Source organism: Stenotrophomonas hibiscicola ATCC 19867 (assembly GCF_000382065.1).
GTDB lineage: Bacteria > Pseudomonadota > Gammaproteobacteria > Xanthomonadales > Xanthomonadaceae > Stenotrophomonas > Stenotrophomonas hibiscicola.
In genome coordinates, this window is sequence record NZ_KB907502.1 from 376945 (window position 1) to 401697 (window position 24753).

Below are 24753 nucleotides of genomic sequence, written 5' to 3' on the forward strand. Positions count from 1 at the left end.
TGCGCGCCGTCGCGAAATGAGACGGCGCGATTGACGCCTCCCGCACTCGGCGTATCGTTAATGCACTACCTTGACGTCTGTTATGGCTTGATCGGCGCCAGGGGGAGTGCGCATTGTGGAGAGTCCGCTTCACAATGTGATGACGATCATGAACCGGGACGCATGACACGGGAGTCGGGCCGATGCAGGGTGCGAGCGTTCGCAGCGGCAGGGTATCCTCGCCTGCTGATGATCCAGCATGGTCGAGAAACCAGGCGGAGTACGCGTTGAACATCGTCATTGTTGACGACCAGACGTCCGCGCGGACGATGCTGCGTCACGTCATCGAAGACATCGCGCCGGAACTGAGCGTGCATGACTTCGGCGATCCGCTGACCGCATTGGCCTGGTGCGAGGCGCACCCGGTCGACCTGCTGCTGCTCGATTACCGCATGCCGGAGATGGACGGGCTGGAGTTCGCCCGCCGTTTCCGTCGCCTGCCCAAGCACCGCGATATCCCGGTGATCCTGATCACCGTGGTCGGCGACGAGCCGATCCGGCAGGCGGCGCTGGAAGCGGGGGTCATCGACTTCCTGGTCAAGCCGATCCGCCCGCGCGAACTGCGCGCGCGCTGCTACAACCTGCTGCAGCTGCGCCAGCAGACCGAGAACGTGAAGCAGCGCGCGTTGTCGCTGGAGCAGCGCCTGCTGGCCAGCATGCACGAGGTCGAGGAACGCGAACGCGAGACCCTGTCGCGATTGGCACGGGCGATCGAGTTCCGTGATGCCGGCACCAGTGCCTACCTCGAACGCATGGCGCGCGTGGCGGGGCTGATTGCCGAGCAGCTGGGCCTGCCCGAAGACGACGTGCGCCTGATCGAGATGGCCGCACCGCTGCATGACATGGGCAAGATCGCCATTCCCGACGCGGTGCTGCTCAAGCAGGGCAAGCTCAATGACGAGGAGCTGGCGATCATGCGCCGGCATCCACGCATCGGCCACGAGCTGCTCAGTGGCAGCCAGAACCGTTTCATCCAGGTGGGCGCGCTCATCGCGCTGCGCCATCACGAGCGCTATGACGGCAGCGGCTATCCCGACGGCCTGGTCGGCGAAGCGATCCCGCTGGAAGCGCGGATCGTTGCTGTCGCCGATGTCTTCGACGCACTCATCTCACCCCGTCCGTACAAGGAAGCATGGACCATGGAAGCCACACTGGCCTATCTGTACGCACAGCGTGGCCGCCTGTTCGATCCACGCTGCGTGGATGCGCTGATGCGCGGCCGCCAGCAGTTGATGGACATCTGCGCCCAGCACTCGACGGCATCGACGCGACCGGGTGGGTGACATGCAGGACCTGTTCGCACGCGTGAAGCGTCGGCTGGCGCAGCGTCCGGATTCGGAACATGGCCAGGCGATCGTGCGGGTGGTGCTGATCTCGCTGATCCTGATCTATGTTCTGCTGTCCGGTGCCCGCCTGCACCGGTTGGATCAGTACCAGGGCGTGCTGGCAACGGTAGTGACCGGCCTGGGCCTGTCGCTGCTGCTGTTCGGCTGGCTGCTGTGGAGGCCGCAGCGCTCGGACCCGCGACGGGTGGCCGGGATGCTGGCCGATTACGGACTGATCGCGATCGGCATGATCCAGATGGGTGAGCCGCTGGCGTGGGTGTATGCGGTGGTGATGTGGGTGACAGTGGGCAACGGCCTGCGCTTCGGGCCGCGGTACCTGGCCGCTGCCGTCGTGCTGGCCATGGCCAGTTTCGGCACTACGGTGCTGTTGACCCCTTACTGGCAGGCCAACCTGGGCCTGGCGGTTTCACTGTGGCTGGGGCTGTTGGCGGTACCGTTGTGCTGCTCCTCCCTGCTGCGCCGAAGGATGCGACATCCGACCATGGATACGACGCCCGCCACTGGCTCCGACAAGCGCTCGCTGCTGGCCCGCTTCAAGCAGCGCCTGTCCGGGCGCGAGGACAGCGAGCACGCGCAGAACCTGATCCGCATCATCATCACGGCGCTGTTCATCAGCTATCTCGGCTGGCGCTCGCTGAGCGGTGGCGGTGAGGCGCTGACTGCGACGTGGCTGATCCTCGCCTTCGAGCTGACCATTTCCGCAGGCCTGCTGGCCGCGATCCTGGTCAATCCGGGCGTGTCGCATGTGCGCCGGGTGATCGGCATGCTGACCGACTACACCTGCATGGCCTGGATCATGACGATCCAGGGCGAGCCGGCCGCACCGCTGTATGCGGTGATGCTGTGGGTCACGATCGGCAACGGCATGCGCTACGGCAGCACCTACCTGCGCGTGGCCACGGCCATGGGCTGCCTGGCGTTCCTGTGCACGGTGATGCTGTCGCCCTACTGGCGCAGCCACGACTATCTGGGCTGGGGCCTGCTGCTGGGCCTGGGCGCGATTCCGCTGTACTTCGATTCGCTGTTGCATGCCTTGACCCGGGCGGTGGCCGAGGCGCGCCAGGCCAACGAAGCCAAGAGCCGCTTCCTGGCCAACATGAGCCATGAGTTCCACACGCCGCTGAACGGGCTGGCGGGCATGACCGAAGTACTGGCCACCACCCGCCTGGACGACGAACAGCGCGAGTGCCTGAACACCATCCAGGCCTCGACCCGCAGCCTGCTGGCGCTGGTGGAAGAGGTGCTGGACATCTCCGCGATCGAAGCCGGCAAGGTGCGCGTGGAGTCGCACGAGTTCGCACTGGCCGACGTGCTGCAGGCGATCAACCTGATCCTGACCCCGCAGACCCGCTCCAAGTCGCTGGACTATCGCGTGCAGGTGGACGACAACGTGCCGCCGCGCCTGCTGGGTGATGCCGGGCATCTGCAGCAGATCCTGCTGAACCTGATGGGCAACGCGGTCAAGTTCACCGACAGCGGCTACGTGCATCTGCGCGTGTCGAGCCCGGACGCGCCGGGCAGCCAACGGATGCGCCTGCGATTCGAGATCGTCGATACCGGCATCGGCGTGCCGGTGGCGCTGCGTGGGCGCCTGTTCAATGCCTTCGAGCAGGGTGATGTCGGCCTGGCCCGTCGCCATGAGGGCACCGGCCTGGGCACGGCCATTGCCAAGGGCCTGGTCGAGTCGATGGGCGGGCAGGTCGGCTATGTACCGAACAGCCCGCGCGGCAGCGTGTTCTGGGTCGAGATCACGCTGGACGTCGCAGAGACCGCATCAGCCCCGGCGGTTCCGTCCGAGGTGGCTGAAGCCGGCAATGTCATCGCGTTTTCCAACCCCTTCCTGCGCCATCGTGCACGGGTGCGCAGCCTGCGGGTCCTGGTGGCTGACGATCACGAGGCCAACCGCATGGTGCTGCAGCGGCTGCTGGAGAAGGCCGGCCACAAGGTCACCTGCGTCAACGGCGGCGCCGAAGTGCTCGATGCGTTGGAGCAGGCCAGTTACGACGCAGCGATCGTCGACCTGCACATGCCCGGCATGAGCGGACTGGATCTGCTCAAGCAGTTGCGGGTGATGCAGGCCAGCGGCATGCCTTACGTTCCGGTCATGGTGCTGAGCGCAGACGTCACCCCCGAGTCCATCCTGCGTTGTGAGCAGGCCGGCGCCCGCGCCTTCCTTGCCAAGCCCGTGGTGGCCACCCGCCTGCTGGAAGTGCTGGCCGATGTCGCCGCCAACACCCGCGCCGAGCCCGGCATCCAGTCGGTGCCTGCATTGCCGGTCGGCGATGGCGTGCTCGATACCGCGGTGCTGGACGAGCTGGCGTCGCTGGGCATGGGCGATGGCTTCGAATGCAAGTTCATCGACCAATGCCTGGCGGACGTCGACGCGAGCATGGGCCAGCTGCAGGGCTGCGGCGAGCGCCAGGCCTGGGAGGATTTCCGCGAGCACGCCCACGCGCTGCGCGGCGTGGCAAGCAACCTGGGGCTTGTCCAGGTTGCCGCCTCCAGTGGCGAAATCATGCGCATGGCGGACTGGCAGCTGAAGGGTGAATGGAGCGCCCGCCTCAGCAACCTGGCGACCGCTCTGCGCAACGGCAGGAATGCGTTGGCTGCCCGTAGTGCGGGGGCACCGCACCGCGACGACAGCGAGCGCAGCCCGTCCTGACCCGCCAGACGATCAGGCCGGGTCGCCATTGCGTCGGGCCTGCGCCCGTACCAGCCGATCCATGGTGCGCAGGGACTTCTCGCCGAGCTGCATCGCAGTGTCTACCCAGATCTCGGTGATCCGCATCATTTCATGCAGCGGCACCATGGTGGCGATCTCGTTGACCTCACGCATCGCCGCCCAGGCGTGCGGGATGCGTCGGCTTTCCTTGATCACCTGTTCGACTGCGGCAACACCTTCGCCCACCGGCACCACGATGTCGACCAGGCCCATTTCCTTCAGCTGGCTGGCGGTGTAGAGGTTGCCTTCCAGCATGATCTTCTCCGCCAGCCGCGGACTGATCCGCTGGCACAGGAAGGAGTAGGCGCCCATGCCGGGGAACAGGTCGAACAGCACCTCCGGCAGGCCCATCAACACGCCTTCCTCGGCGACGATGGTGTGGCAGCTCAGTGCGGCCTCGAAGCCGCCCCCCAGTGCATTGCCCTGGACCAGGGCGATGCTGTGGGCACGGGTGCCCAGGCCGGCATGGAAGGCATGCACGCCGCGCACGCAGCGCTGGGCATAGTCGAGCAGGCGGGCGCGGTCGCCCTCGCGGATCAGGCGGCAGAACAGTTCGAGATCGCCGCCCAGGTTGAACACGTCGCTGTCCGAGGCAAGTACGACATGGGGTGACAGAGCGTGCGAGGCGCTGAGGCGATCGCCCAGTTCGCGCTGGTAGTCGACGATGTCATCGACCAGGCGCGAGGCGAAGCACGGCCGGCCTGGCTGGTTGACCAGGTTGGCGTGCATATGGATCCAGTAAACGTCCCGCTCGGGTTCTTCGGTGATACGCAGGGTAGGGTGCTGCGAGGGACGGGTAATGATGGGGCGTACTGCAGACATGGGAGTTCTCCGTGTGACCGTCCGGCCAACCGCAGAGCGGACGGAGAGGAGTGAGGGGGCGAGCTGAACATGCGGCGGCGACTGATTCTATGCACCCGTCGTGAACCGCCCGCAAGCGCCGGGCCGGCCATGTTCCGGCAATAAAAAGACCCCGCCGTCTCCGGCGGGGTCCCCTGTACTGTCGTGCTGCCCGGAAACCCTTACTGGGCGGGCGTATCACGCAGCTCGCGACGGAGAATCTTGCCGACGTTGGTCTTCGGCAGCTCCTTTCGGAATTCTACGATTCTGGGGTGCTTGTAACCGGTCAGGTTGGCCCGGGCATGTTCCTTGACCATTTCCGCGGTCAGGTTCGGGTCCTTCTTCACAATCACGACCTTCACGACCTCGCCGGACTTCTCGTCCGGGACACCGACCGCAGCCACTTCCAACACGCCGGGCATCATCGCGATGACGTCCTCGACCTCGTTCGGGTACACGTTGAAGCCGGACACCAGGATCATGTCCTTCTTGCGGTCGACGATGTAGAAGAAGCCCTGTTCGTCCATCTTCGCCATGTCGCCGGTGTGCAGCCAGCCGTCGGCGTCGATGGCGGTGGCGGTTTCCTCCGGGCGCTGCCAGTAGCCCTTCATCACCTGCGGGCCCCTGATGCACAGCTCGCCCACTTCGCCCAGCGCCAGGATGTTGCCGTTGTCGTCCTTGATGCACGCATCGGTGGACGGGATCGGCAGGCCGATGGCGCCGTTGTACTCGGGCAGGGTGAGCGGGTTGATGCAGGCTGCCGGTGAGGTCTCGGTCAGGCCGTAGGCCTCGACCAGGGTCACCCCGGTGACCTTCTTCCAGCGTTCGGCCACGGCACGTTGCACGGCCATGCCACCGCCCAGGGTGAACTTGACCGAGGAGAAGTCGATCTCGTCGAAGCCGGGGGTGTTGAGCAGGCCGTTGAACAGCGTGTTGACACCGGTGATGGCGGTGAAGCGGGTACCCTTGAGCTCCTTGACGAAGCCCTTCATGTCGCGCGGGTTGGTGATCAGGTGGTTGCAGCCACCGAATTTCATGAAGACCAGGCCGTTCGCGGTCAACGCGAAGATGTGGTACAGCGGCAGGGCCGTGATGATCACTTCCTTGCCCGGCTCGATGCCTGAAGTGGACAGCCACGCCGACGCCTGCTGCATGTTGGCGATCAGGTTGCGGTTGGTCAGCATCGCGCCCTTGGCCACGCCGGTGGTACCGCCGGTGTACTGCAGGAAGGCGATGTCGTCGTGGTCGATCTCGACAGGCGGAAGCGCGTGGCGGCTGCCCAGCTTGAGCGCCTGCCTGAAGCGGACGGCACCCTTGATGTGGTAGTTGGGCACCATCTTCTTGACGTACTTCAGTACGAAGTTGACGATCGCGCCCTTGGCGCCGAGCAGGTCGCCCAGGCCGGTGGTGACCACGTGCTTGACCGGCGTATCGGCGATGACCTGTTCGACGGTGTCGCCGAAGTTGTCGACCACCACCAGCGCACTGACGCCGGCGTCGACCAGCTGGTGCTTGAGTTCGCGCGCGGTGTACAGCGGGTTGACGTTGACCACGGTCAGTCCGGCGCGCAGCACGCCGAAGGTGGCCACCGGGTACTGCAGGCAGTTGGGCATCATCAGGGCGACGCGGTCACCCTTCTTGAGCTTGAGCTCACCCAGCAGGTAGGCGGCGAACTGGGTGACCAGCGCGTCTGTCTCACCATAGGTGAGGACCTTGCCGAAGCTGGAGTAGGCGGGACGGTCGCGGAATTTCGCGACGGAAGCGTCGAAGACCGAAGCTACCGAATGGAACTCGTTGACGTCGATTTCGGCGGGAACGCCTTTCGGATAGCTCTGCAGCCAGGGACGATCCAGACTCATATTCCCCCTCCAGGAATCGTGATGTATTAGGTTCGGCCCCGAGCGTATCGACAATGGCCGTTCATTGCAGCATACCCCGCCGTAGGGAAAACGCGAAGAGGGGTTTGCGTAGCGCATTGTGCGAACGCGTCAAACGGCGCCGGGCATGGCCTGGCGCTACCGAAGGCAGGACGCGCCTGGTAGCGCCGGGCCATGCCCGGCGGGTGTTTCAAGGTGTGCGGCTGGCTCAGCCCTGCTTGCGCACCGGTGCACCGTTGGCCTTGTAATACGGCGCTGTGCTGCGGGCCAGCGGGGTGCGGCCGCGGATCACGTCGGCCAGCTTCTCGGCCATCATGATGGTCGGCGCGTTGAGGTTGCCGGTCACCACCTGCGGCATGATCGAGGCATCGACGATGCGCAGGCCTTCCAGCCCGTGCACGCGGCCCTGGCCGTCGACCACCGCCATCGGGTCATCGGCATGGCCCATCTTGTTCGAGCACGACGGGTGGTAGGCGGTCTCGGCATGCTCGCGCACGAATGCGTCGATCTGCGCGTCGGTCTGCAGCGCGCTGCCCGGCGAGATCTCGCGGCCGCTGTACGGTGCCAGCGCCGGCTGCGCGAAGATCTCGCGGGTGATGCGGATCGCCGCGCGGAACTCACGCCAGTCCTGCTCGTGCGACATGTAGTTGAACAGGATGCTCGGATGTTCGCGCGGATCCTTCGAACGCACATGGATGCGGCCGCGGCTGGGCGAGCGCATCGAACCGACGTGCATCTGGAAGCTGTGCGCCTTGATCGGGTTGGAGCCGTTGTAATTGATCGCCACCGGCAGGAAGTGGTACTGCAGGTTCGGCCAGTCGAATTCGGCGTCGCTGCGGATGAAGCCGCCGGCCTCGAACTGGTTGCTGGCGCCGATGCCGGTGCCCAGGAACAGCCACTCGGCACCGATCGCCGGCTGGTTGTACAGCTTCAGCGCCGGGGCCAGCGAGACCGGCTTCTTGCACTCGTACTGCAGGTACATCTCAAGGTGGTCCTGCAGGTTGGCGCCGACGCCCGGCAGGTGGTGTACCAGGTCGATGTCCAGGCTGCGCAGCAGGTCGGCCGGGCCCACGCCCGAGCGCTGCAGGATCTGCGGCGAGGCGATGGCGCCGCCGCACAGCAGCACCTCACGGCGGGCGGTGGCACGCTGTGGCTGGTCGTTGTGCAGCCACTGCACGCCCACCGCACGCTTGCCCGAGAACAGGATGCGGTCGGTCAGCGCGTGGGTGACGATGGTCAGGTTCGGGCGCGGCTTGGCCAGGTCCAGGTAGCCGCGGGCGGTGCTGGAACGACGGCCCTTCGGGGTCACCGTTCGGTCCATCGGGCCGAAGCCTTCCTGCTGGTAGCCGTTGAGGTCGTCGGTGCGCGGGTAGCCGGCCTGCACGCCGGCCTCGACCATCGCAGCGAACAGTTCGTTGTTGCCGGCCTTGGGCGTGGTCACGCGCAGCGGGCCATCGCCACCGTGGTAGTCATTGGGTCCGATGTCGCGGGTTTCGGCCTTGCGGAAATACGGCAGGCAGTCCAGGTAGGTCCAATCCTCCAGGCCCGGCATGCTGGCCCAGTTGTCGTAGTCCATCGCGTTGCCGCGGATGTAGCACATGCCGTTGATCAGCGACGAGCCGCCCAGGCCCTTGCCGCGTCCGCAGTCCATGCGGCGGTTGTTCATGAAGGGCTCCGGATCGGTCTTGTACGCCCAGTTGTAGCGCTTGCCCTGCAGCGGGAAGGCCAGCGCCGCCGGCATCTGGGTACGGAAGTCGAGCCGGTAGTCCGGGCCACCGGCTTCCAGCAGCAGCACGCTGACATCGGCATCTTCGGTGAGGCGGGTCGCCAGCACGTTGCCGGCCGAACCGGCGCCGATGATGATGTAGTCGTACTCGTTATGGGTGCTCATGGGTGTCTCCTGCAGGCCGGGGCGCGCTGCATGCAGGCGTCGCGGCGGAATGTCGGATCGGCGCGGTGGCCGGACGAGAGGGCGTGCTCGGGGCGCGCCGGTCAGAACACGCTGGCGTAGTCGCCCAGCTCGACCTGCACCGACTTGATGCGGGTGTAGTGGCCGAGGGTGGAGATGCCGTTTTCGCGGCCGACGCCGGATTCCTTGTAGCCGCCAACTGGCATTTCGGCCGGCGATTCGCCCCAGGTGTTGATCCAGCAGATGCCGGCTTCCAGGCGGTGGATGATGCGGTGGGCGCGGCTGACGTCCTTGCTGACCACGCCGGCGGCCAGGCCGAAGGTGGTGTCGTTGGCACGACGCACCACTTCGTCTTCGTCGTCGTAGGCGAGGATGCTCATCACCGGCCCGAAGATCTCTTCCCGGACAATCGTCATGTCATCGCGGCAGTCGGAGAACACGGTCGGCAGCACGTAGGCGCCATTGGCCAGCGCGCCTTCGGTGGCGCGGCCGCCGCCGGTCAGCAGGCGGGCGCCTTCGGCCTTGCCGCTCTCGATGTAGCGCAGCACGTTTTCCATGTGCGGGAAGCTGGTCAGCGGGCCGAAGTTGGTGTCGGCGGCCATCGGGTCGCCGATGCGGATGCGCTTGACGCGCTCGACCACGGCGGCCTCGAAGGCGGCCAGCATGCTGCGCGGCACGAACACGCGGGTGCCGTTGGTGCAGACCTGGCCGGAACTGAAGAAGTTGGCCATCACCGCGATGTCGGCGGCGCGGTCCAGATCGGCGTCATCGCAGATCACCAGCGGCGACTTGCCGCCCAGCTCCATGGTCACTTCCTTCAGCGACGAGGACGCGGCGCTGGCCATGACCTTCTTGCCGGTGGCGACGCCGCCGGTGAAGGAGATCTTCTCGATCACCGGGTGCTCGGTCAGCCACTGGCCGATCTCGCGGCCCGGGCCCTGCACGACGTTGAACACGCCGGCCGGCACACCGGCTTCGGTGTAGATCTCGGCCAGGCGGATCGCGGTCAACGGGGTCACTTCGGAGGGCTTGAACACCATCGCGTTGCCGGCAGCCAGGGCCGGGGCCGACTTCCACATGGCGATCTGGATCGGGTAGTTCCAGGCGCCGATGCCGGCGACCACGCCCAGCGGCTCGCGGCGGGTGTAGAAGAAGCTCGATTCGCGCAGCGGCAGCTGGATGCCTTCGATGGCGGTGGCCAGGCCGGCGTAGTACTCGACCACGTCGGCGCCGGTGACGATGTCCACGGCGGTGGTCTCGGCCAACGCCTTGCCGGTGTCCAGAGTCTCCAGCTGGGCCAGTTCGTCGTTGCGCTCGCGCAGGATCTCGACGGCGCGGCGCAGGATGCGCGAACGCTCCATGGCAGTCATCGCCGCCCATACCTTCTGGCCTTCGGCCGCGCTCTGCACGGCGCGTTCGACGTCGGCCTGGCTGGCGACCTGCACCTCGGCCAGGACTTCACCGGTGGCCGGGTTGACGGTCTTGAAGGTCTTGCCGCTGGTGGCATCGACCCGCTGGCCGTGGATGTAGAGCTGTTGGACGGGCAGGGTGGTCATGGGGCGTACTCCTTGGAAGGGGGCGGGTGCTGAAGCGCTTATAGCGCGACAGCCTGCAACTGGAAGTCGATATAGCCGTAAGCGATGCGCCGGGACTTCTCGGCGTTGAACTGGCCGCCGACCAGGCTGCCACGCAGCCACAGGCCGTCGATCATCGCGGCCAGGCCGCGGGCGGCCAGGCGGGCCTGCGGGTGGGGCAGCAGGCGGTTGAACTGGTGGCACAGGTTGGAGAACAGGCGCTGGTCGTTGGCGCGCTGCAGGCGGGCCAGTTCCGGCTGGTGCATGCTCGCGGCCCAGAAGGTGAGCCAGACGCGCATCGCGGTGCCGTTGATCTGGCTGTCGTCGAAGTTGCCGTCGACGATGGCGCGCAGCTGCTCGCGCGGGTCGTCGCTGGCGTCGGCGCGGTAGCGGGCGACCGCGTCCTTCAGCTCGCGCAGGATCTGCCGCATTGCAGCATTGAGCAGGCCGTCCTTGTCGCCGAAGTAGTGGGCGACGATGCCGCTGGACAACCCTGCCTTCTTCGCGATGGTGGCGACGGTCGCATCGGCCATGCCGATCTCGTCGATGGTCTGGAAAGTGGCCCGGATCAGCTGTTCGCGCCGTACCGGTTCCACGCCTTTCTTCGGCATTGTCTCTCCACGGATTGCGACCCGAAGGATCGGCTGCCCGCCATTATGCTTTTTATTGATTGAACGTTCAATCAATAAACCCTAGGATGCGCTCGCGCCCCACGCCATGGGCCCGGTTTACCGGTCCGGCCCCGCCCATGTACTCCCCCGGACTGATGAGACGATCCCATGTCTTCCCTGGCTCATCCCAAGCGTTCGCCCCTGCGCTTGAACCGTTTTGTCTTCCTCAGCTCCTCGGTGTCGATCGGCATCCTCGGGCTGCTCACCGTTCTCTATCCCGAAGGCAGCGAGCACTGGCTGCAATGGGCGCAGGCCGAGGTGTCGGCCGCGTTCGGCTGGTGGTACATGCTGCTGATCGTGCTGTGCCTGGGCTTCGTGCTGTGGCTGGCGTTCTCGCCGTATGGCCGCATCCGCCTGGGCCACAACGAGGAATCACCGGCCTTCGGCTACGTGGCCTGGGTCTCGATGCTGTTCTCGGCCGGCATCGGCATCGCGCTGCTGTACTACGGCGCCTACGAGCCGCTGGACCATTTCCTGCATCCGCCCGGGCAACCCGGCGGCACCGTGGCCGCCGGCCGCGAGGCGATGGTGCTGACCTTCCTGCACTGGGGCCTGCACGGCTGGGCGCTGTATGCGCTGGTCGGTGTGGCACTGGGCTACTTCGCCTACCGCCGCGACCTGCCGCTGGCGCTGCGCTCGGCGCTGTACCCGATCTTCGGTGAGCGCATCCATGGCCGCATCGGCGACATGGTGGATGGCTTCGGCATCCTGGCCACGCTGATCTCGATGGTGACCAACCTCGGCATCGGCGCGCTGGTGGTGCAGTCCGGCCTGGTCTACCTGTTCCACATCCCGGATACGCCGCAGGTGCTGGTGGCGATCGTGCTGGTGATGATGGTGGTGGCCACCATCGGCGTGGTTGCAGGCGTGGAAAAGGGCATTGCCTGGCTCTCCAACCTCAACGTGCGCCTGCTGTGCGGCCTGCTGCTGTTCGTGCTGGTCACCGGCCCGACCCTGCACCTGTTCGATGGCCTGATCCAGAACACCGGCGATTACCTCGGTGCGTTCGTGCGCAAGAGTTTCGACATGTACCTCAACGACCCGAAGGGGCGTGAGTGGATGGGCTCGTGGACGCTGTTCTACTGGGCCTGGTGGATCGCCTGGGCGCCGTTCGTCGGCCTTTTCGTGGCGCGCATCTCGCGGGGACGCACCATCCGTGAAGTTGTCATGGGCGTGCTTCTCATCCCGCTCGGTTTCACCCTGGCGTGGCTGTCGATCTTCGGCAACACCGCCATCGACCTGGTCCTCAACCATGGCCAGGCGATCCTGGGCGACGTGGCCCAGCACGATGCGGCGATGACGCTGTTCAAGCTGCTGGAATACCTGCCCGGCGCGCCGTACGTGGCCGGTGCTGCGGTGGTGATTGGTTTCGTGCTGTTCCTGACCCCGGTCGATTCGGGCACGCTGATGATCGCCAATCTGTGCACCCGTCGTGTCGATGACGGCGTCGAGGACGGTCACGACGCACCGATCTGGCTGCGCGTGTTCTGGGCGGCGGGCATCACCGTGGCCAGCGTTGGCCTGCTGCTGGCCGGCAACTTCAGCGCGATGCAGACGGCGGTGGTGCTGTGCGGCCTGCCGTTCTCGTTCACCCTGGCGTTCTACATGTGGGGCCTGCTGAAGGCGCTGCGCACCGACCCGGACGCACCGCGCCGCTGAGTGCTTCTGTAGAGCCGAGCCCATGCTCGGCTGCTGTCGGCGCAGAAGCAGCCGAGCGCAGGCTCGGCTCTACAGGGGGGTGCATCGCAAACGGAAAGGGCCGGATCCGTGCGGATCCGGCCCTTTTCCGTTACTTGCTGGCCAGCTGGCGCAGCACGTACTGCAGCAGGCCACCATGGCGGAAGTACTCGACTTCCTTCGGGGTCAGCAGCATCACCGAGACCTCAAAGGTCTTCCTGGTGCCATCGGCCTTGGTCGCGGTGACCGTGGCGCGCTTGCTGGCACCGTCCTGCAGGCCGGTGATGTCGATCACTTCCGACCCGTCCAGACCCAGGCTCTGCGCGTTTTCGCCGTTGCGGAACTGCAGCGGCAGCACGCCCATGCCTACCAGGTTGGAACGGTGGATGCGCTCGAAGCTCTCGGCGATGACCGCCTTCACTCCCAACAGCAGGGTGCCCTTGGCCGCCCAGTCGCGCGACGAGCCGGTGCCGTATTCCTTGCCGGCCAGCACCACCAGCGGCACCTTTTCAGCCTTGTACTTCATGGCCGCATCGTAGATCGCCAGCTTCTCCGGCTGACCGCCGCCGGCCGGGTAGTACAGGGTGTTGCCGCCTTCCTCGCCACCGAACATCAGGTTCTTGATGCGGATGTTGGCGAAGGTGCCGCGGACCATCACGTCATCGTTGCCGCGGCGGCTGCCGTAACTGTTGAAGTCGGCCGGCTGCACGCCGCGCTCCTGCAGGAAGCGGCCTGCCGGCGAGTCCTTCTTGATGTTGCCGGCCGGGGAGATGTGGTCGGTGGTGATCGAATCGCCGAACAGGCCCATCACGCGTGCACCATGCACGTCGTCGATGCTGCCGGTCTGCATGGTCATGCCATCGAAGTACGGCGGGTTCTTGATGTAGGTGGAGGCATCGCTCCACTCGTACAGGTTGCCGTCTGGCGAGGCGATGGTGTTCCAGCGGGTGTCACCCTTGAACACGTCGGCGTAGTTCTGCTTGAACATCTCCGGGCCGATGGTCGCGGCGATGACATCGCCGATTTCCTTGTTGCTCGGCCAGATGTCGCGCAGGAACACCGGCTGGCCATCGCTGCCGGTACCGAGCGGCTGGGTGGTCAGGTCGATGTCGGTGGTGCCGGCGATGGCGTAGGCCACCACCAGCGGCGGGCTGGCCAGGTAGTTCATCTTCACTTCGGGGTGCACGCGGCCCTCGAAGTTGCGGTTGCCCGACAGCACCGAGGTGACCACAAGATCGCCGGCGGCGATGCCGGCGCTGACTTCGGTCGGCAGCGGGCCGGAGTTGCCGATGCAGGTGGTGCAGCCGTAGCCGACCACGTAGAAGCCGATCTTCTCCAGCTCCTTCAGCACGCCGGCTTTTTCCAGGTAGTCGGTGACCACGCGCGAGCCCGGCCCGAGCGAGGTCTTCACCCACGGCTGGCGATTCAGGCCCTTGGCGGCCGCATTGCGGGCCAGCAGGCCGGCGCCGATCATCACCGCCGGGTTGGAGGTGTTGGTGCAGGAGGTGATGGCCGCGATGACCACCGCGCCATCTTTCAGCCGCACCTTGCTGCCTTCGATCTCGATGTCGGCGAAGCCCTTGGCCAGCTGCTCGTTGCCGACCGCCGCCCCACCGCCTTCGTTGACGAAGGTGGCAACGTCCTCGCTGCGCTTGTCACGGTTGGCAGTCAGGCCGACCAGCGCTTCGCGGTAGTTCTTCTGCACGTCTTCGAGCAGGACGCGGTCCTGCGGACGCTTCGGGCCGGCCAGCGACGGCTTCACCGTGCCCATGTCCAGTTCCAGCGTGGTGCTGTACTGGGCATGCGGGCTGCCCGGTTCGTGCCACAGTCCTTGCGCTTTGGCATAGGCCTCGACAAGGTTGATCTGCTCTTCGCTTCGGCCGGACAGGCGCAGGTAGTTCAGCGATTCGGCGTCGATCGGGAAGATGCCGCAGGTGGCGCCGTATTCCGGGGCCATGTTGCCGATGGTGGCGCGGTCGGCCAGCGGCAGGTGCTGCAGGCCATCACCGTAGAACTCGACGAACTTGCCGACCACGCCCAGCTTGCGCAGCATCTGGGTAACGGTCAGCACCAGGTCGGTGGCGGTGGCGCCCTCGGGCAGCTTGCCGGTCAGCTTGAAGCCGACCACCTGCGGGATCAGCATCGACGACGGCTGGCCGAGCATGGCCGCCTCCGCTTCGATGCCGCCCACGCCCCAGCCCAGCACGCCGATGCCGTTGATCATGGTGGTGTGGCTGTCGGTACCGAACACGGTATCCGGGTAGGCCACGGCCTTGCCATCCTTCTCCGCGGTCATCACCACGCGGGCCAGGTTTTCCAGATTCACCTGGTGCACGATGCCGGTGTTGGGCGGCACCACCTTGAAGTTGTCGAAGGCCTTCTGGCCCCAGCGCAGGAAGCCGTAGCGTTCCTGGTTGCGCTGGAACTCGATCTTGCCGTTGAGGTCCAGCGCGTCGGGCTTGCCGAACACATCTACCTGCACCGAGTGGTCGATGACCAGTTCGGAGGGAATCTGCGGATTGATCTGCTCCGGCTTGCCGCCGAGCTTGACGACGGCGTCGCGCATCGCGGCCAGGTCAACCACGCAGGGCACGCCGGTGAAGTCCTGCAGGACCACGCGCGCCGGCATGAAGGCGATTTCGGTGTCCGGTTCGGCCGCCGGGTTCCAGCGGGCCACGGCTTCGATGTGGTCCTTGCCGACGGTGATGCCGCCATCCTCGTGCCGGAGCAGGTTCTCCAGCAGGATCTTCATCGAGTAGGGCAGGTGGGAGATATCGAAGCGCTGGCCCAGCGTGGGCAGGCTGAAGTAGTCGTAGGTCTTGCCGCCGACGTTCAGCTGGCTGCGGGTGGAGAACGAATCGCTCATGCGGGGTAACTCCTTCTTGCGGATGGCTTGCAGTGGCCCGCGCATGGGCGGACCTGCTTGCGGTCGCCGGTGGCCTGGTGGCCCCGGAAGTTCCAGTATGAACCCGAAACTGAATGGATTCACCCGGGCCGGGTTCGGCCTGCGGCATCGGTTCCAGACTACAGGGGAGGGTGTATGGCGTATGTCACGTTTGTGGCCGATCCTTTGCGAGGCAAGGGCTGGCAGGGTGCCGGTCCTGTTCAGGGTGGAAGTATGCCCAAGGAAGTATGTATAATTTGTGCATACTCTGGAGGGCCTACCGATGGAAGCCACTGTTGCAGAACGCGGACAGATCACCCTGCCCAAGGCGGTGCGTGATGCCCTCGGCCTGACCAAGGGCACGCTGCTGAAGGTCGAGCTGGACGGCAGCCGCATCATCCTGCGCAAGAGTGTTGACGATGCCATTTCACGGGCGCGCGGCAAGTTCGCGCTGGACGGCTTCGAATCGTCCGATGCGGCAGTACGCGCGGTGCGTGACGAGGAATAAGCCGTGATGATCGCCGTCGATTCACCGGTGCTGGTCGAGCTACTCAGCAATGGTCCGCAGGCCGATGCGGTGGAGGCCATCCTCCGGCAGAGCCTGGTGGGTGGCCGTGTGGTGGTCTGCGGCGCGACCCTGGCCGAGGTCTGCGCATCGCTGCGCGGCGGCGCCGAGGTGCTCGAAGCGCTGGAAGAAATGGGCGTGCACTTCAACCCGATGGAAGCCAAGTCGGCGCTGCGCGCGGGCGAGATGCACCGCCGTCATCGCCAGCGTGGCGGCAGCCGCCGCAGCCTGGACGAATTCATGGTCGGCGCCCACGCACTGCTGCAGTGCGATGGCCTGATCACCTGGAACGACACGTTTTACCGCGACTACTTCAAGGGCCTGAAGCTGATCGTGCCGCACGCCTGAGCCCACTTTGTTATTTCAACCTACGCATTACCCGGGAGTTGTCATGTTGGAAGCCTACCGCCACCACGTCGCCGAGCGCGCTGCGCTTGGCATCCCGCCGCTGCCGCTGAGCGCGCAGCAGACGGCCGATGTCATCGAACTGCTGAAGAACCCGCCGCAGGGCGAGGCCGAGTTCCTGCTCGACCTGCTGACCCACCGCGTGCCGGCCGGCGTCGATGACGCAGCCAAGGTCAAGGCCTCGTACCTGGCCGCGATCGCGCTGGGCAGCGAGCAGAACCCGCTGATCAGCCGCGAGCGCGCCACCGAACTGCTGGGCACCATGCTCGGCGGTTACAACGTCGCCCCGCTGGTGCAGCTGCTGGACGACGCCAGCGTCGGCACCATCGCCGCCAACGGCCTGAAGAAGACCCTGCTGGTGTTCGACGCCTTCCACGACGTGCAGGAAAAGGCCAAGGCCGGCAACGCCAACGCCCAGGCCGTGCTGCAGAGCTGGGCCGATGCCGAGTGGTTCACCAGCAACCCGGAAGTGCCGCAGAGCCTGACCGTCACCGTGTTCAAGGTGCCGGGCGAGACCAACACCGACGACCTGTCGCCGGCGCCGGACGCGACCACCCGCCCGGACATCCCGATGCACGCCCTGGCGATGCTGAAGAACAAGCGCGACGACGCGCCGTTCACCCCGGAAGAAGACGGCAAGCGCGGCCCGATCCAGCAGATCCTCGACCTGAAGGACAAGGGCCACCTGGTCGCCTACGTCGGCGACGTGGTCGGTACCGGCTCCTCGCGCAAGTCGGCCACCAACAGCGTGCTGTGGTGGACCGGCGATGACATTCCGTACATCCCGAACAAGCGCGCCGGTGGCGTGTGCCTGGGCGGCAAGATCGCGCCGATCTTCTACAACACCATGGAAGATGCCGGTGCGCTGCCGATCGAGCTGGACGTGTCGAAGATGGAGCACGGCGACGTCATCGAGCTGCGCCCGTACGAAGGCAAGGCGCTGAAGAACGGCGAGGTGATCGCCGAATTCCAGGTCAAGTCCGACGTGCTGTTCGACGAAGTGCGTGCCGGTGGCCGCATCCCGCTGATCATCGGCCGTGGCCTGACCGGCAAGGCGCGAGAAGCGCTGGGCCTGGCCCCGACCGACCTGTTCCGCCTGCCGGTGCAGCCGGCCGATACCGGCAAGGGCTTCTCGCTGGCGCAGAAGATGGTCGGCCGCGCCTGTGGCCTGCCGGAAGGCCAGGGCATGCGCCCGGGCACGTACTGCGAACCGAAGATGACCTCGGTCGGCTCGCAGGACACCACCGGCCCGATGACCCGTGACGAGCTGAAGGACCTGGCCTGCCTGGGCTTCTCGGCCGACCTGGTGATGCAGTCGTTCTGCCACACTGCCGCCTACCCGAAGCCGGTGGACGTGAAGACCCACCACACCCTGCCGGAGTTCATCTCCACCCGTGGCGGCGTCTCGCTGCGCCCGGGCGACGGCGTGATCCACAGCTGGCTCAACCGCATGCTGCTGCCGGACACCGTCGGTACCGGTGGTGACTCGCACACCCGTTTCCCGGTGGGCATTTCGTTCCCGGCCGGTTCGGGCCTGGTCGCCTTCGCTGCGGCCACCGGCGTGATGCCGCTGGACATGCCGGAGTCGGTGCTGGTGCGCTTCAAGGGCAAGATGCAGCCGGGCGTGACCCTGCGTGACCTGGTCAACGCGATCCCGCTGTACGCGATCAAGTCGGGCCTGCTGACCGTGGCCAAGGCCGGCAAGAAGAACATCTTCTCCGGCCGCATCCTGGAAATCGAAGGCCTGCCGGAGCTGAAGGTCGAACAGGCGTTCGAACTGTCCGACGCCTCGGCCGAGCGTTCGGCGGCCGGTTGCTCGGTGCGCCTGAACAAGGAACCGATCATCGAGTACCTGACCAGCAACATCACCCTGCTGAAGTGGATGATTGCCGAGGGGTACCAGGATCCGCGCTCGCTGCAGCGCCGCATCGAGAAGATGGAAGCGTGGCTGGCCAACCCGCAGCTGCTGGAGCCGGATGCCGACGCCGAGTACGCCGCCGTCATCGAGATCGACCTGGCCGACATCCACGAGCCGATCGTGGCCTGCCCGAACGACCCGGACGACGTGAAGACCCTGTCCGAGGTGGCCGGTGCCAAGATCGACGAAGTGTTCATCGGTTCGTGCATGACCAACATCGGGCACTTCCGTGCCGCTGCGAAGCTGCTGGAAGGCAAGCGTGACCTGCCGACCCGCCTGTGGGTGGCCCCGCCGACCAAGATGGATGCTTCGGAGCTGACCAAGGAGGGCGTGTACGGCACCTTCGGCGCTACCGGCGCACGCATGGAAATGCCGGGCTGCTCGCTGTGCATGGGCAACCAGGCGCAGATCCGCGAGGGTTCCACCGCGATGTCGACCTCGACCCGCAACTTCCCGAACCGCCTGGGCCGCAACACCAACGTGTACCTGGGTTCGGCGGAGCTGGCCGCGATCTGCTCGCGTCTGGGCCGCATCCCGACCAAGGAGGAGTACATGGCGGACATCGGCGTGATCAACGCCAATGGTGCGGAGATCTACCGCTACATGAACTTTGACCAGATCGAGGAATACCAGGACGTGGCCAAGTCGGTCGCTGCCTGATGCGGTAACTGAAAACCCCCGGCTTGCGCCGGGGGTTTTTTGTGAGCGGACAACGCATGGGGGTGGCGGCTGCTGGCCGGCACCCCGATGAAACGAAGAACCCTCGGTGAAAGCCGGGGGTTCTTTCGTTGCCTGATGGCCTGTAGCGCCGAGTCCATGCTTGGCTGCTGTTCGTGCGATGCGCGATGAGTCGAGCGCGGCTCGACTCTACAAAGGCATCCACGCATGGCGTGGATCTACTGACCGCGGAGTCCTTGAGCCGCGGCGCGCAATCAGCCGCGGGAGAGCGCCAGCAGCCGTTCGGCGATCCGCTCCAGCGGCACCTGTTCCTCAGCGGCGCCGAGTTTGAACGCTGCACCGGGCATGCCCCAGACCACGCTGGTGGCCTCGTCCTGCACCAGTGTCGGCGCGCCGGCCTGGCGCATTTCCAGCAGGCCGCGTGCGCCGTCGTCACCCATGCCGGTGAGGATGGCCCCGATGGCATTGCCACCCGCGCTCTGCGCGACCGAGCGGAACAGCACGTCCACCGCCGGCTTGTGCCGGTTCACCGCCGGGCCATCGTCGATGCGGCAGCGCCAGCGTGCACCGTCGCGGATGATGCGCAGGTGCTTGCCGCCGGGTGGCAGGTAGGCATGGCCGGGCAGCACCGCTTCGCCGTCGCTGGCCTCGCGCACGGCCATGGCCGAGTGGCGGTCCAGGCGTTCGGCGAAGGCGCTGCTGAAGCTGGCCGGCAGGTGCTGGGTCATCACCACGGCGGGCGCGTCGGCCGGCATGCCTTCCAGCACCACGCGCAGCGCTTCGGTGCCACCGGCTGACGAGCCGATCGCGATCAGGCGGTCGGTGGTACGGAACTGCGGCGAAGCAGCACGCGTTGCCGGCGCTGCGTCCAGCGTGAGCTTCGGGGCGGCCGCGCGCACCAGCGGTCGCACCCGCGAGCGCGCCGCCATCTTCACCTTGGCGATGATTTCGTCGGCGTACCCCTGCAGGCCGCGTGCGACGTCCAGCTTGGGCTTGGAGACGAAGTCCACCGCGCCCAGTGCCAGCGCCTGCAGCGTGGTGTCGGCGCCGCGTTCGGTCAGCGAAGAAATCATCACCACCGGCAGCGGGTGCAGCCGCATCAGGTTTTCCAGGAACGCCAGGCCGTCCATGCGCGGCATTTCCACGTCAAGCGTGATCACGTCCGGGGCCAGGCGCTTGATCTTCTCACGCGCCAGCAGCGGATCTGCGGCGGTGCCGACCACGTCGATGGCCGGGTCGCTGGACAGGATTTCCGTGAGCATCTGCCGCACGACGGCAGAGTCGTCGACGATCAGGACCCGGCAGGGGGCGTTGCCGGTCAGGGTCATTCGAACAACTCCACGCCACCGGTGACCGGGGCCTTGGACAGACGTGCACGCACGGCCGATTCGGTGGCAGCCACTTCGGCTTCGTGGGCATGCGGCAGGCGCTGCACCACCACGCGGCCGGTATCGGCGAAGAACCAGATCTTGCGCGGATGGATGCCGCACAGGTCCTCGGCGATGATCGGGATATGCTCGGCCTGGAGGTACTGGCGCACGAACTCGGCGTTACGGGTACCGACCGGATTGCTGGTGAATCCCTTGAGCACGTTGGCGCCGCCGAACACCTTGGCCTCGATGCGCTTGCGGTGGGCGCCGCGCTTGAGCATGTCGTTGATCAGCAGTTCCATCGCGTAGCTGCCGTAACGCGCGGGCGCGCCGTCGCCGGCATTGCCCTCGGGGAGCAGGAAATGGTTCATGCCACCGATCTTCAGTACCGGGTCCCGCAGGCAGGCCGCCACGCAGGAACCCAGCGTGGTGGTCAGCGCGGTGGTGTCGTCCACCACCAGGTACTGGGTCGGCAGCAGCTTGGCGGCAATGGTCTGGAAGCGCGCATCCTGGTAGCGCATCACATCGTCGGTACGTAGCGAGGCGTTCATGCACCGGCCTTTGCCGCGCGGCGGTACAGGGTGCGGCCACAGGGCTGGATCAGGTCGGCGGCGTGCAGGTAGTTCTCCGAGTGTCCGGTGTAAAGCAGGCCGTCATCGGCCAGGTGCTGTACCAGCCGGCCGAGGATCGCGCGCTGGGTTGGCTTGTCGAAGTAGATCATCACGTTGCGGCAGAACAACGCATCGAACGGGCCGCCGACGTCGTAGCGCGGGGCAAGCAGGTTCAGTGGGCGGAACTCGATCAGCTCGCGCAGTGCCGGCAGCACGCGGCACTGGCCCTCGTTGGGGCCGCTGCCGCGCTGGAAGTAGCGCCGGCGCAGGTCCGGGTCGAGGTTGGTCACACGGTCGATGTTGTAGACACCTCGGCCGGCGGTGGCCAGCACCTGGGTGTCGACGTCGGTGGCGATGATGCGCACCGGCGGCTTCAGCGTACCGAAGGCCTCACAGGCGGCAATCGCCATTGAATAGGGTTCTTCGCCGGTGGACGCTGCGCACGACCACAACAGCAGCGGCGTGCGGCTGGAGCGCTGCTGCAGCTCCTCGCGCAGCTTGTCGAAGTGATGCGGTTCGCGGAAGAACGAGGTCAGGTTGGTGGTCAGGGCGTTGGTGAACGCCTGCCACTCGTCACCATCTTCCTGCTCGAGATGGTCCAGATACTGCTGGAAGCTGCGCATGCCCAGCGTGCGCAGGCGGCGCGACAGGCGGCCATAGACCATGTCGCGCTTGGCCGGAGCGAGGGCGATGCCCACGCGCTGGTAGATCAGGTCGCAGACGCGGCGGAAATCACGGTCGGCGAACTCGAATTCGCGCGGGCCGGTGACGATGGGAGTAGGACTTTGCACGGGGGACGTGTCCATCGGCAGAGGCGGCGGCCGAAGCCGCTGCGGGTGGGTCTCAGAATTCCTGCCAGTCGCTGTCGCTGGCGGCGAAGGTGCGGGCGTTGCTGCTGCGACGTACCGGCGCGGGCGTTCCGGTCGGCTGCGGACGTGCCACGGTGGTGATGCACGCCGATTCCACGCGTTCGGCGACAGCCTTCACTGCGGCGGAGACCTGGTTGTCGAGGCGGAAGATCGCCACGGCATCGGCCAGCTGCGCGGCCTGGTCTTCCATCGCACGCGCGGCGGCGGTGGCTTCCTCCACCAGCGCAGCGTTCTGCTGAGTGGTTTCGTCCATCTGCACCACGGTCTGGTTGACCTGCTCGATGCCGGCGCTCTGCTCCTGCGAAGCGGCAGAGATCTCGGCCATGATGTCGGTCACGCGCTGCACCGAGGCGACGATCTCGCCCATCGTGCTGCCGGCCTGGTGCACCAGGCTGGAGCCTTCGGTGACCTTGCCGACCGAATCGTCGATCAGGCCCTTGATCTCCTTGGCCGCAGCGGCCGAACGCTGGGCGAGGGTACGCACTTCGCTGGCGACCACTGCGAAGCCGCGACCCTGTTCACCGGCACGCGCGGCTTCCACGGCAGCGTTCAGCGCCAGGATGTTGGTCTGGAACGCGATGCCGTCGATCACCGAGATGATCTCGGCGATCTTTTTCGACGAGGCCTCGATGGCGGACATGGTACTGACCACCTGGCCGACCACGCTGCCGCCCTGGGAGGCAACAGACTGCGCGCCGATGGCGAGCTGGTTGGCCTGGCGGGCGTGTTCGGCATTCTGGCGCACGGTGGAGGTCAGTTCCTCCATCGAGGCTGCGGTTTCTTCCAGGTTGGCGGCCTGCTGCTCGGTGCGGCGTGACAGATCACTGTTGCCGGAGGCGATCTCGCCGGCGGCGAGCGTGATGCTCGAAGCACTGGCCTGGATCTGGCCGACGATCTGGGTCAGCTGTGCGACTGTGGTGTTGGCATCGTCGCGCATCCGTGCGAACACGCCCTGGTAGTCGCCGTGCATGCGCGCGGTCAGGTCACCTTCGGCGATGGCCGACAGCAGCTGCGAGAGCTTGCCGAGGTTGTCATCGCTGACCGCCATCATCGCGTTGAGGTTTTCCAGCATGAGGCGGAAATCGTAATCGAAGCGCTGCGCGTCGCCACGGCGGCTGAAGTCGCCCGCGGCGGCGGCACTGGCCAGCTGCTTGATCTCGGCATTGATGCGGCCGAGGTTGGCCTTGACCGTGTCGACGGTGGTGGTCATTGCGGCCTTCTCGCCTGGGTAGCGCGCGATGTCGCGGCTGAGGTCGCCGACCGCGTACTGCTGCACCACATCCAGCACATCGTGCAGGGTCTGCACGTGGCTGCCGACCAGGGCGTTGGTCTCCTGCACCATCAGCCCATACTCACCGGGGAACGCACTGGCGTCGATGCGGTAGCTCAGTTCGCCGCCATCGTGGCGGCGGGCCATTTCGCGCTGGCCGTTGATTACTGCGTGCAGCTGCTGCTGCATGCCGGACATCGCCTCCAGCAGGCGGCCGGGCTCGTCGTGCGGCTGTGGGCCGATATGGCTGTCCAGCTTGCCGTTGGCGATGCCTTCGGCGACGGCGGTAGCCTGCTTCAGCGGGCGCGCGATACGGTTGCCGATGACCCAGCTCAGGGCCAGCACGATCAGCACCAGTACACCACCGGAGATCGCCATGATGGCGGTGAACACCAGCGCCTGCCGCTGCACGTCGTCCATGTAGACGCCGCTGCTGACCACCCAGTTCCAGGGCGCGAACAGGCCGGCGTAGGCGACCTTCTCGACCTCGCCCTTGCTGCCCGGCTTGGCCCATCGATAGTTGACGAAGCCACCGCCGGCCTTGGCCGCTTCGACCTGGTCGTAATAGATGCGCACGCCGTCGTCGGTGCGGAAGTCCTTCATGTCCTTGCCGACCAGGTCCTTGCGGAACGGGTGCATCAGCAGGCGGTAGCCGGTGTCGTAGATGTTGAAGTAGTACGTATCGTTCTCGGCGCGCATCACTTCCAGGGCCTGCAACGCGGCGCTCTTCGCGGCGTCCTCGCTGAGTTCGCCGGTGCCGGCCAGACGGTGGTAGTGCTGAAGGATGCCGTAGCTGAGTTCGACCTGGGTCTTCAGCGCGGTCTTGCGGGTCTCGGTGAGGTCCAGGTACTGCATGCGGGCGGCGATCACCGAGAGCGCGATCACGCCGAGCGCGATGAGCAGCGTCAGCAGGTTGAGCTTGCGCCGGACGGAGAGATTGCTGAAGTAGTGTTGCCAGCGATGCAGGAGATTCATCGAGCAGGACCAGGTCGAAACGGGCGGGCGGCGCCGAGCCGGTCACGGCGGGACAAGCGGTGACAACCCCGTTATCGGCCGCTGAGGCGGGGGATTGAGGTGCGGTGTCGGAACGTATTCAGGTTTTCTTGCAGCGGCGGCTGCGGCGCTGCCTGCGGTAGGCTTTTGAAGCAACAGCAACAGCAACAGCAACAGTAACAGCAGTTGGTCGGCGGTCGCGAGTTGCGAGGGGGGCCGGGCCAGGGTGGGTTGGCGGGGGACGCCGTAAACCCGTCCCTGAAGTGACCCCCGAGACTTGGACAGGGGTCAGGCGGCCGATTGGGCCTGTTGGGCCTGCTCCCGGTACTGTACCGGGCTCAGGCCCTTCAATTTCAATTTGATTCGCTCTTGGTTGTAGTACTGGATGTATTCCACCAGCCCCGCCTCCAGACTCTCGATGCTGTCAAAGTTGTTCAGGTAAAAGAACTCCGACTTCAGCGTCCCAAAGAAGCTCTCCATCGCTGCATTGTCCAGGCAGTTGCCACGCCGGGACATGCTTTGTTTTAAAGAGTGC

17 protein-coding genes are annotated in these 24753 nt (G+C 66.1%); 6 read left to right on the forward strand and 11 right to left on the reverse strand.

Features of this window, described 5'->3' with window-relative positions; translation table 11 throughout:
- The first annotated feature begins 182 nt into the window (after positions 1-182).
- Together rpfG and G370_RS0115800 are read left to right on the forward strand one after the other, a co-directional pair.
- Complete coding sequence (gene rpfG, locus G370_RS0115795) at positions 183-1322, forward strand: cyclic di-GMP phosphodiesterase response regulator RpfG (RefSeq protein ID WP_019661474.1); 1140 nt, start codon at positions 183-185, stop codon at positions 1320-1322.
- A 1-nt stretch (position 1323) separates the two neighbouring features.
- Positions 1324-4047, forward strand: coding sequence for a response regulator (locus G370_RS0115800; RefSeq protein WP_080112542.1), 2724 nt, complete (start codon positions 1324-1326; stop codon positions 4045-4047).
- A 12-nt stretch (positions 4048-4059) separates the two neighbouring features.
- On the opposite strand, the gene rpfF is transcribed toward G370_RS0115800, so the two are convergent.
- From rpfF to betI, 5 genes are all read right to left on the reverse strand, one after another.
- Positions 4060-4929 carry a diffusible signal factor synthase RpfF gene (gene rpfF / locus G370_RS0115805; protein WP_012480080.1) on the reverse strand — a complete coding sequence of 290 codons (870 nt, stop codon included), beginning with the start codon at positions 4927-4929 and terminating at the stop codon, positions 4060-4062.
- A 200-nt stretch (positions 4930-5129) separates the two neighbouring features.
- On the reverse strand, positions 5130-6806 hold the full coding sequence (locus tag G370_RS0115810) for a long-chain fatty acid--CoA ligase (protein ID WP_019661476.1): 1677 nt from the start codon (positions 6804-6806) through the stop codon (positions 5130-5132).
- 226 nt (positions 6807-7032) lie between these two features.
- Complete coding sequence (gene betA, locus G370_RS0115815; protein WP_010482497.1) at positions 7033-8715, reverse strand: choline dehydrogenase; 1683 nt, start codon at positions 8713-8715, stop codon at positions 7033-7035.
- Positions 8716-8816: 101 nt separating this feature from the next.
- Entirely contained in the window at positions 8817-10289 is a 1473-nt protein-coding gene (betB, locus tag G370_RS0115820; RefSeq protein WP_019661477.1) for a betaine-aldehyde dehydrogenase, read from the reverse strand.
- Between the two features lie 38 nt (positions 10290-10327).
- Complete coding sequence (betI, locus tag G370_RS0115825) at positions 10328-10918, reverse strand: transcriptional regulator BetI (RefSeq protein ID WP_005409501.1); 591 nt, start codon at positions 10916-10918, stop codon at positions 10328-10330.
- A 168-nt stretch (positions 10919-11086) separates the two neighbouring features.
- On the opposite strand from betI, the gene G370_RS0115830 reads away from it, so the two are divergent.
- Positions 11087-12637 carry a BCCT family transporter gene (locus G370_RS0115830; protein WP_019661478.1) on the forward strand — a complete coding sequence of 517 codons (1551 nt, stop codon included), beginning with the start codon at positions 11087-11089 and terminating at the stop codon, positions 12635-12637.
- A 130-nt stretch (positions 12638-12767) separates the two neighbouring features.
- Here G370_RS0115830 and acnA read toward each other — a convergent pair whose 3' ends face one another.
- Complete coding sequence (gene acnA, locus G370_RS0115835) at positions 12768-15521, reverse strand: aconitate hydratase AcnA (protein WP_019661479.1); 2754 nt, start codon at positions 15519-15521, stop codon at positions 12768-12770.
- Between the two features lie 301 nt (positions 15522-15822).
- On the opposite strand from acnA, the gene G370_RS0115840 reads away from it, so the two are divergent.
- From G370_RS0115840 to acnB, 3 genes are read left to right on the forward strand one after another with little or no spacing between them, the layout of a single operon-like run.
- Positions 15823-16047: an AbrB/MazE/SpoVT family DNA-binding domain-containing protein gene (locus tag G370_RS0115840; RefSeq protein ID WP_005409505.1), complete on the forward strand. Its 225-nt coding sequence runs from the start codon at positions 15823-15825 to the stop codon at positions 16045-16047.
- A gap of 6 nt (positions 16048-16053) precedes the next feature.
- Positions 16054-16452, forward strand: a complete 399-nt coding sequence (locus tag G370_RS0115845; RefSeq protein WP_005416402.1) for a type II toxin-antitoxin system VapC family toxin — start codon at positions 16054-16056, stop codon at positions 16450-16452.
- 43 nt (positions 16453-16495) lie between these two features.
- On the forward strand, positions 16496-19087 hold the full coding sequence (acnB, locus tag G370_RS0115850) for a bifunctional aconitate hydratase 2/2-methylisocitrate dehydratase (protein ID WP_019661480.1): 2592 nt from the start codon (positions 16496-16498) through the stop codon (positions 19085-19087).
- 272 nt (positions 19088-19359) lie between these two features.
- On the opposite strand, the gene G370_RS0115855 is transcribed toward acnB, so the two are convergent.
- The 5 genes from G370_RS0115855 to G370_RS01000000120900 form a co-directional block, all read right to left on the reverse strand.
- Positions 19360-20433 (reverse strand): protein-glutamate methylesterase/protein-glutamine glutaminase, encoded by a 1074-nt coding sequence (locus G370_RS0115855; RefSeq protein ID WP_019661481.1) that lies wholly within the window; start codon positions 20431-20433, stop codon positions 19360-19362.
- Positions 20430-21026, reverse strand: a complete 597-nt coding sequence (cheD, locus tag G370_RS0115860) for a chemoreceptor glutamine deamidase CheD (RefSeq protein WP_014037083.1) — start codon at positions 21024-21026, stop codon at positions 20430-20432. The genes G370_RS0115855 and cheD overlap by 4 nt, the downstream gene beginning before the upstream one ends.
- The gene (locus tag G370_RS0115865; RefSeq protein ID WP_019661482.1) at positions 21023-21892 is read right to left on the reverse strand and encodes a CheR family methyltransferase; all 870 of its coding nucleotides are present in this window, start codon (positions 21890-21892) and stop codon (positions 21023-21025) included. The genes cheD and G370_RS0115865 overlap by 4 nt, the downstream gene beginning before the upstream one ends.
- A 37-nt stretch (positions 21893-21929) precedes the next feature.
- Positions 21930-24200 (reverse strand): methyl-accepting chemotaxis protein, encoded by a 2271-nt coding sequence (locus tag G370_RS0115870; protein ID WP_019661483.1) that lies wholly within the window; start codon positions 24198-24200, stop codon positions 21930-21932.
- A gap of 306 nt (positions 24201-24506) precedes the next feature.
- A partial coding sequence (locus tag G370_RS01000000120900) for an IS3 family transposase (protein ID WP_032955444.1) occupies positions 24507-24753 on the reverse strand: 247 nt, incomplete at its 5' end.

Bases quoted from the DNA above. Each gene is read 5' to 3' on its own strand.
- rpfG (WP_019661474.1), top strand. From the start codon at position 183: ATGCAGGGTGCGAGCGTTCGCAGCGGCAGGGTATCCTCGCCTGCTGAT.
- G370_RS0115845 (WP_005416402.1), top strand. From the start codon at position 16,054: ATGATCGCCGTCGATTCACCGGTGCTGGTCGAGCTACTCAGCAATGGT.
- G370_RS0115855 (WP_019661481.1), bottom strand. From the start codon at position 20,433: ATGACCCTGACCGGCAACGCCCCCTGCCGGGTCCTGATCGTCGACGAC.
- G370_RS0115810 (WP_019661476.1), bottom strand. From the start codon at position 6,806: ATGAGTCTGGATCGTCCCTGGCTGCAGAGCTATCCGAAAGGCGTTCCC.
- G370_RS0115870 (WP_019661483.1), bottom strand. From the start codon at position 24,200: ATGAATCTCCTGCATCGCTGGCAACACTACTTCAGCAATCTCTCCGTC.
- G370_RS0115840 (WP_005409505.1), top strand. From the start codon at position 15,823: ATGGAAGCCACTGTTGCAGAACGCGGACAGATCACCCTGCCCAAGGCG.
- acnB (WP_019661480.1), top strand. From the start codon at position 16,496: ATGTTGGAAGCCTACCGCCACCACGTCGCCGAGCGCGCTGCGCTTGGC.
- betB (WP_019661477.1), bottom strand. From the start codon at position 10,289: ATGACCACCCTGCCCGTCCAACAGCTCTACATCCACGGCCAGCGGGTC.
- G370_RS0115800 (WP_080112542.1), top strand. From the start codon at position 1,324: ATGCAGGACCTGTTCGCACGCGTGAAGCGTCGGCTGGCGCAGCGTCCG.
- G370_RS0115830 (WP_019661478.1), top strand. From the start codon at position 11,087: ATGTCTTCCCTGGCTCATCCCAAGCGTTCGCCCCTGCGCTTGAACCGT.
- rpfF (WP_012480080.1), bottom strand. From the start codon at position 4,929: ATGTCTGCAGTACGCCCCATCATTACCCGTCCCTCGCAGCACCCTACC.
- acnA (WP_019661479.1), bottom strand. From the start codon at position 15,521: ATGAGCGATTCGTTCTCCACCCGCAGCCAGCTGAACGTCGGCGGCAAG.
- cheD (WP_014037083.1), bottom strand. From the start codon at position 21,026: ATGAACGCCTCGCTACGTACCGACGATGTGATGCGCTACCAGGATGCG.
- betI (WP_005409501.1), bottom strand. From the start codon at position 10,918: ATGCCGAAGAAAGGCGTGGAACCGGTACGGCGCGAACAGCTGATCCGG.
- G370_RS0115865 (WP_019661482.1), bottom strand. From the start codon at position 21,892: ATGGACACGTCCCCCGTGCAAAGTCCTACTCCCATCGTCACCGGCCCG.
- betA (WP_010482497.1), bottom strand. From the start codon at position 8,715: ATGAGCACCCATAACGAGTACGACTACATCATCATCGGCGCCGGTTCG.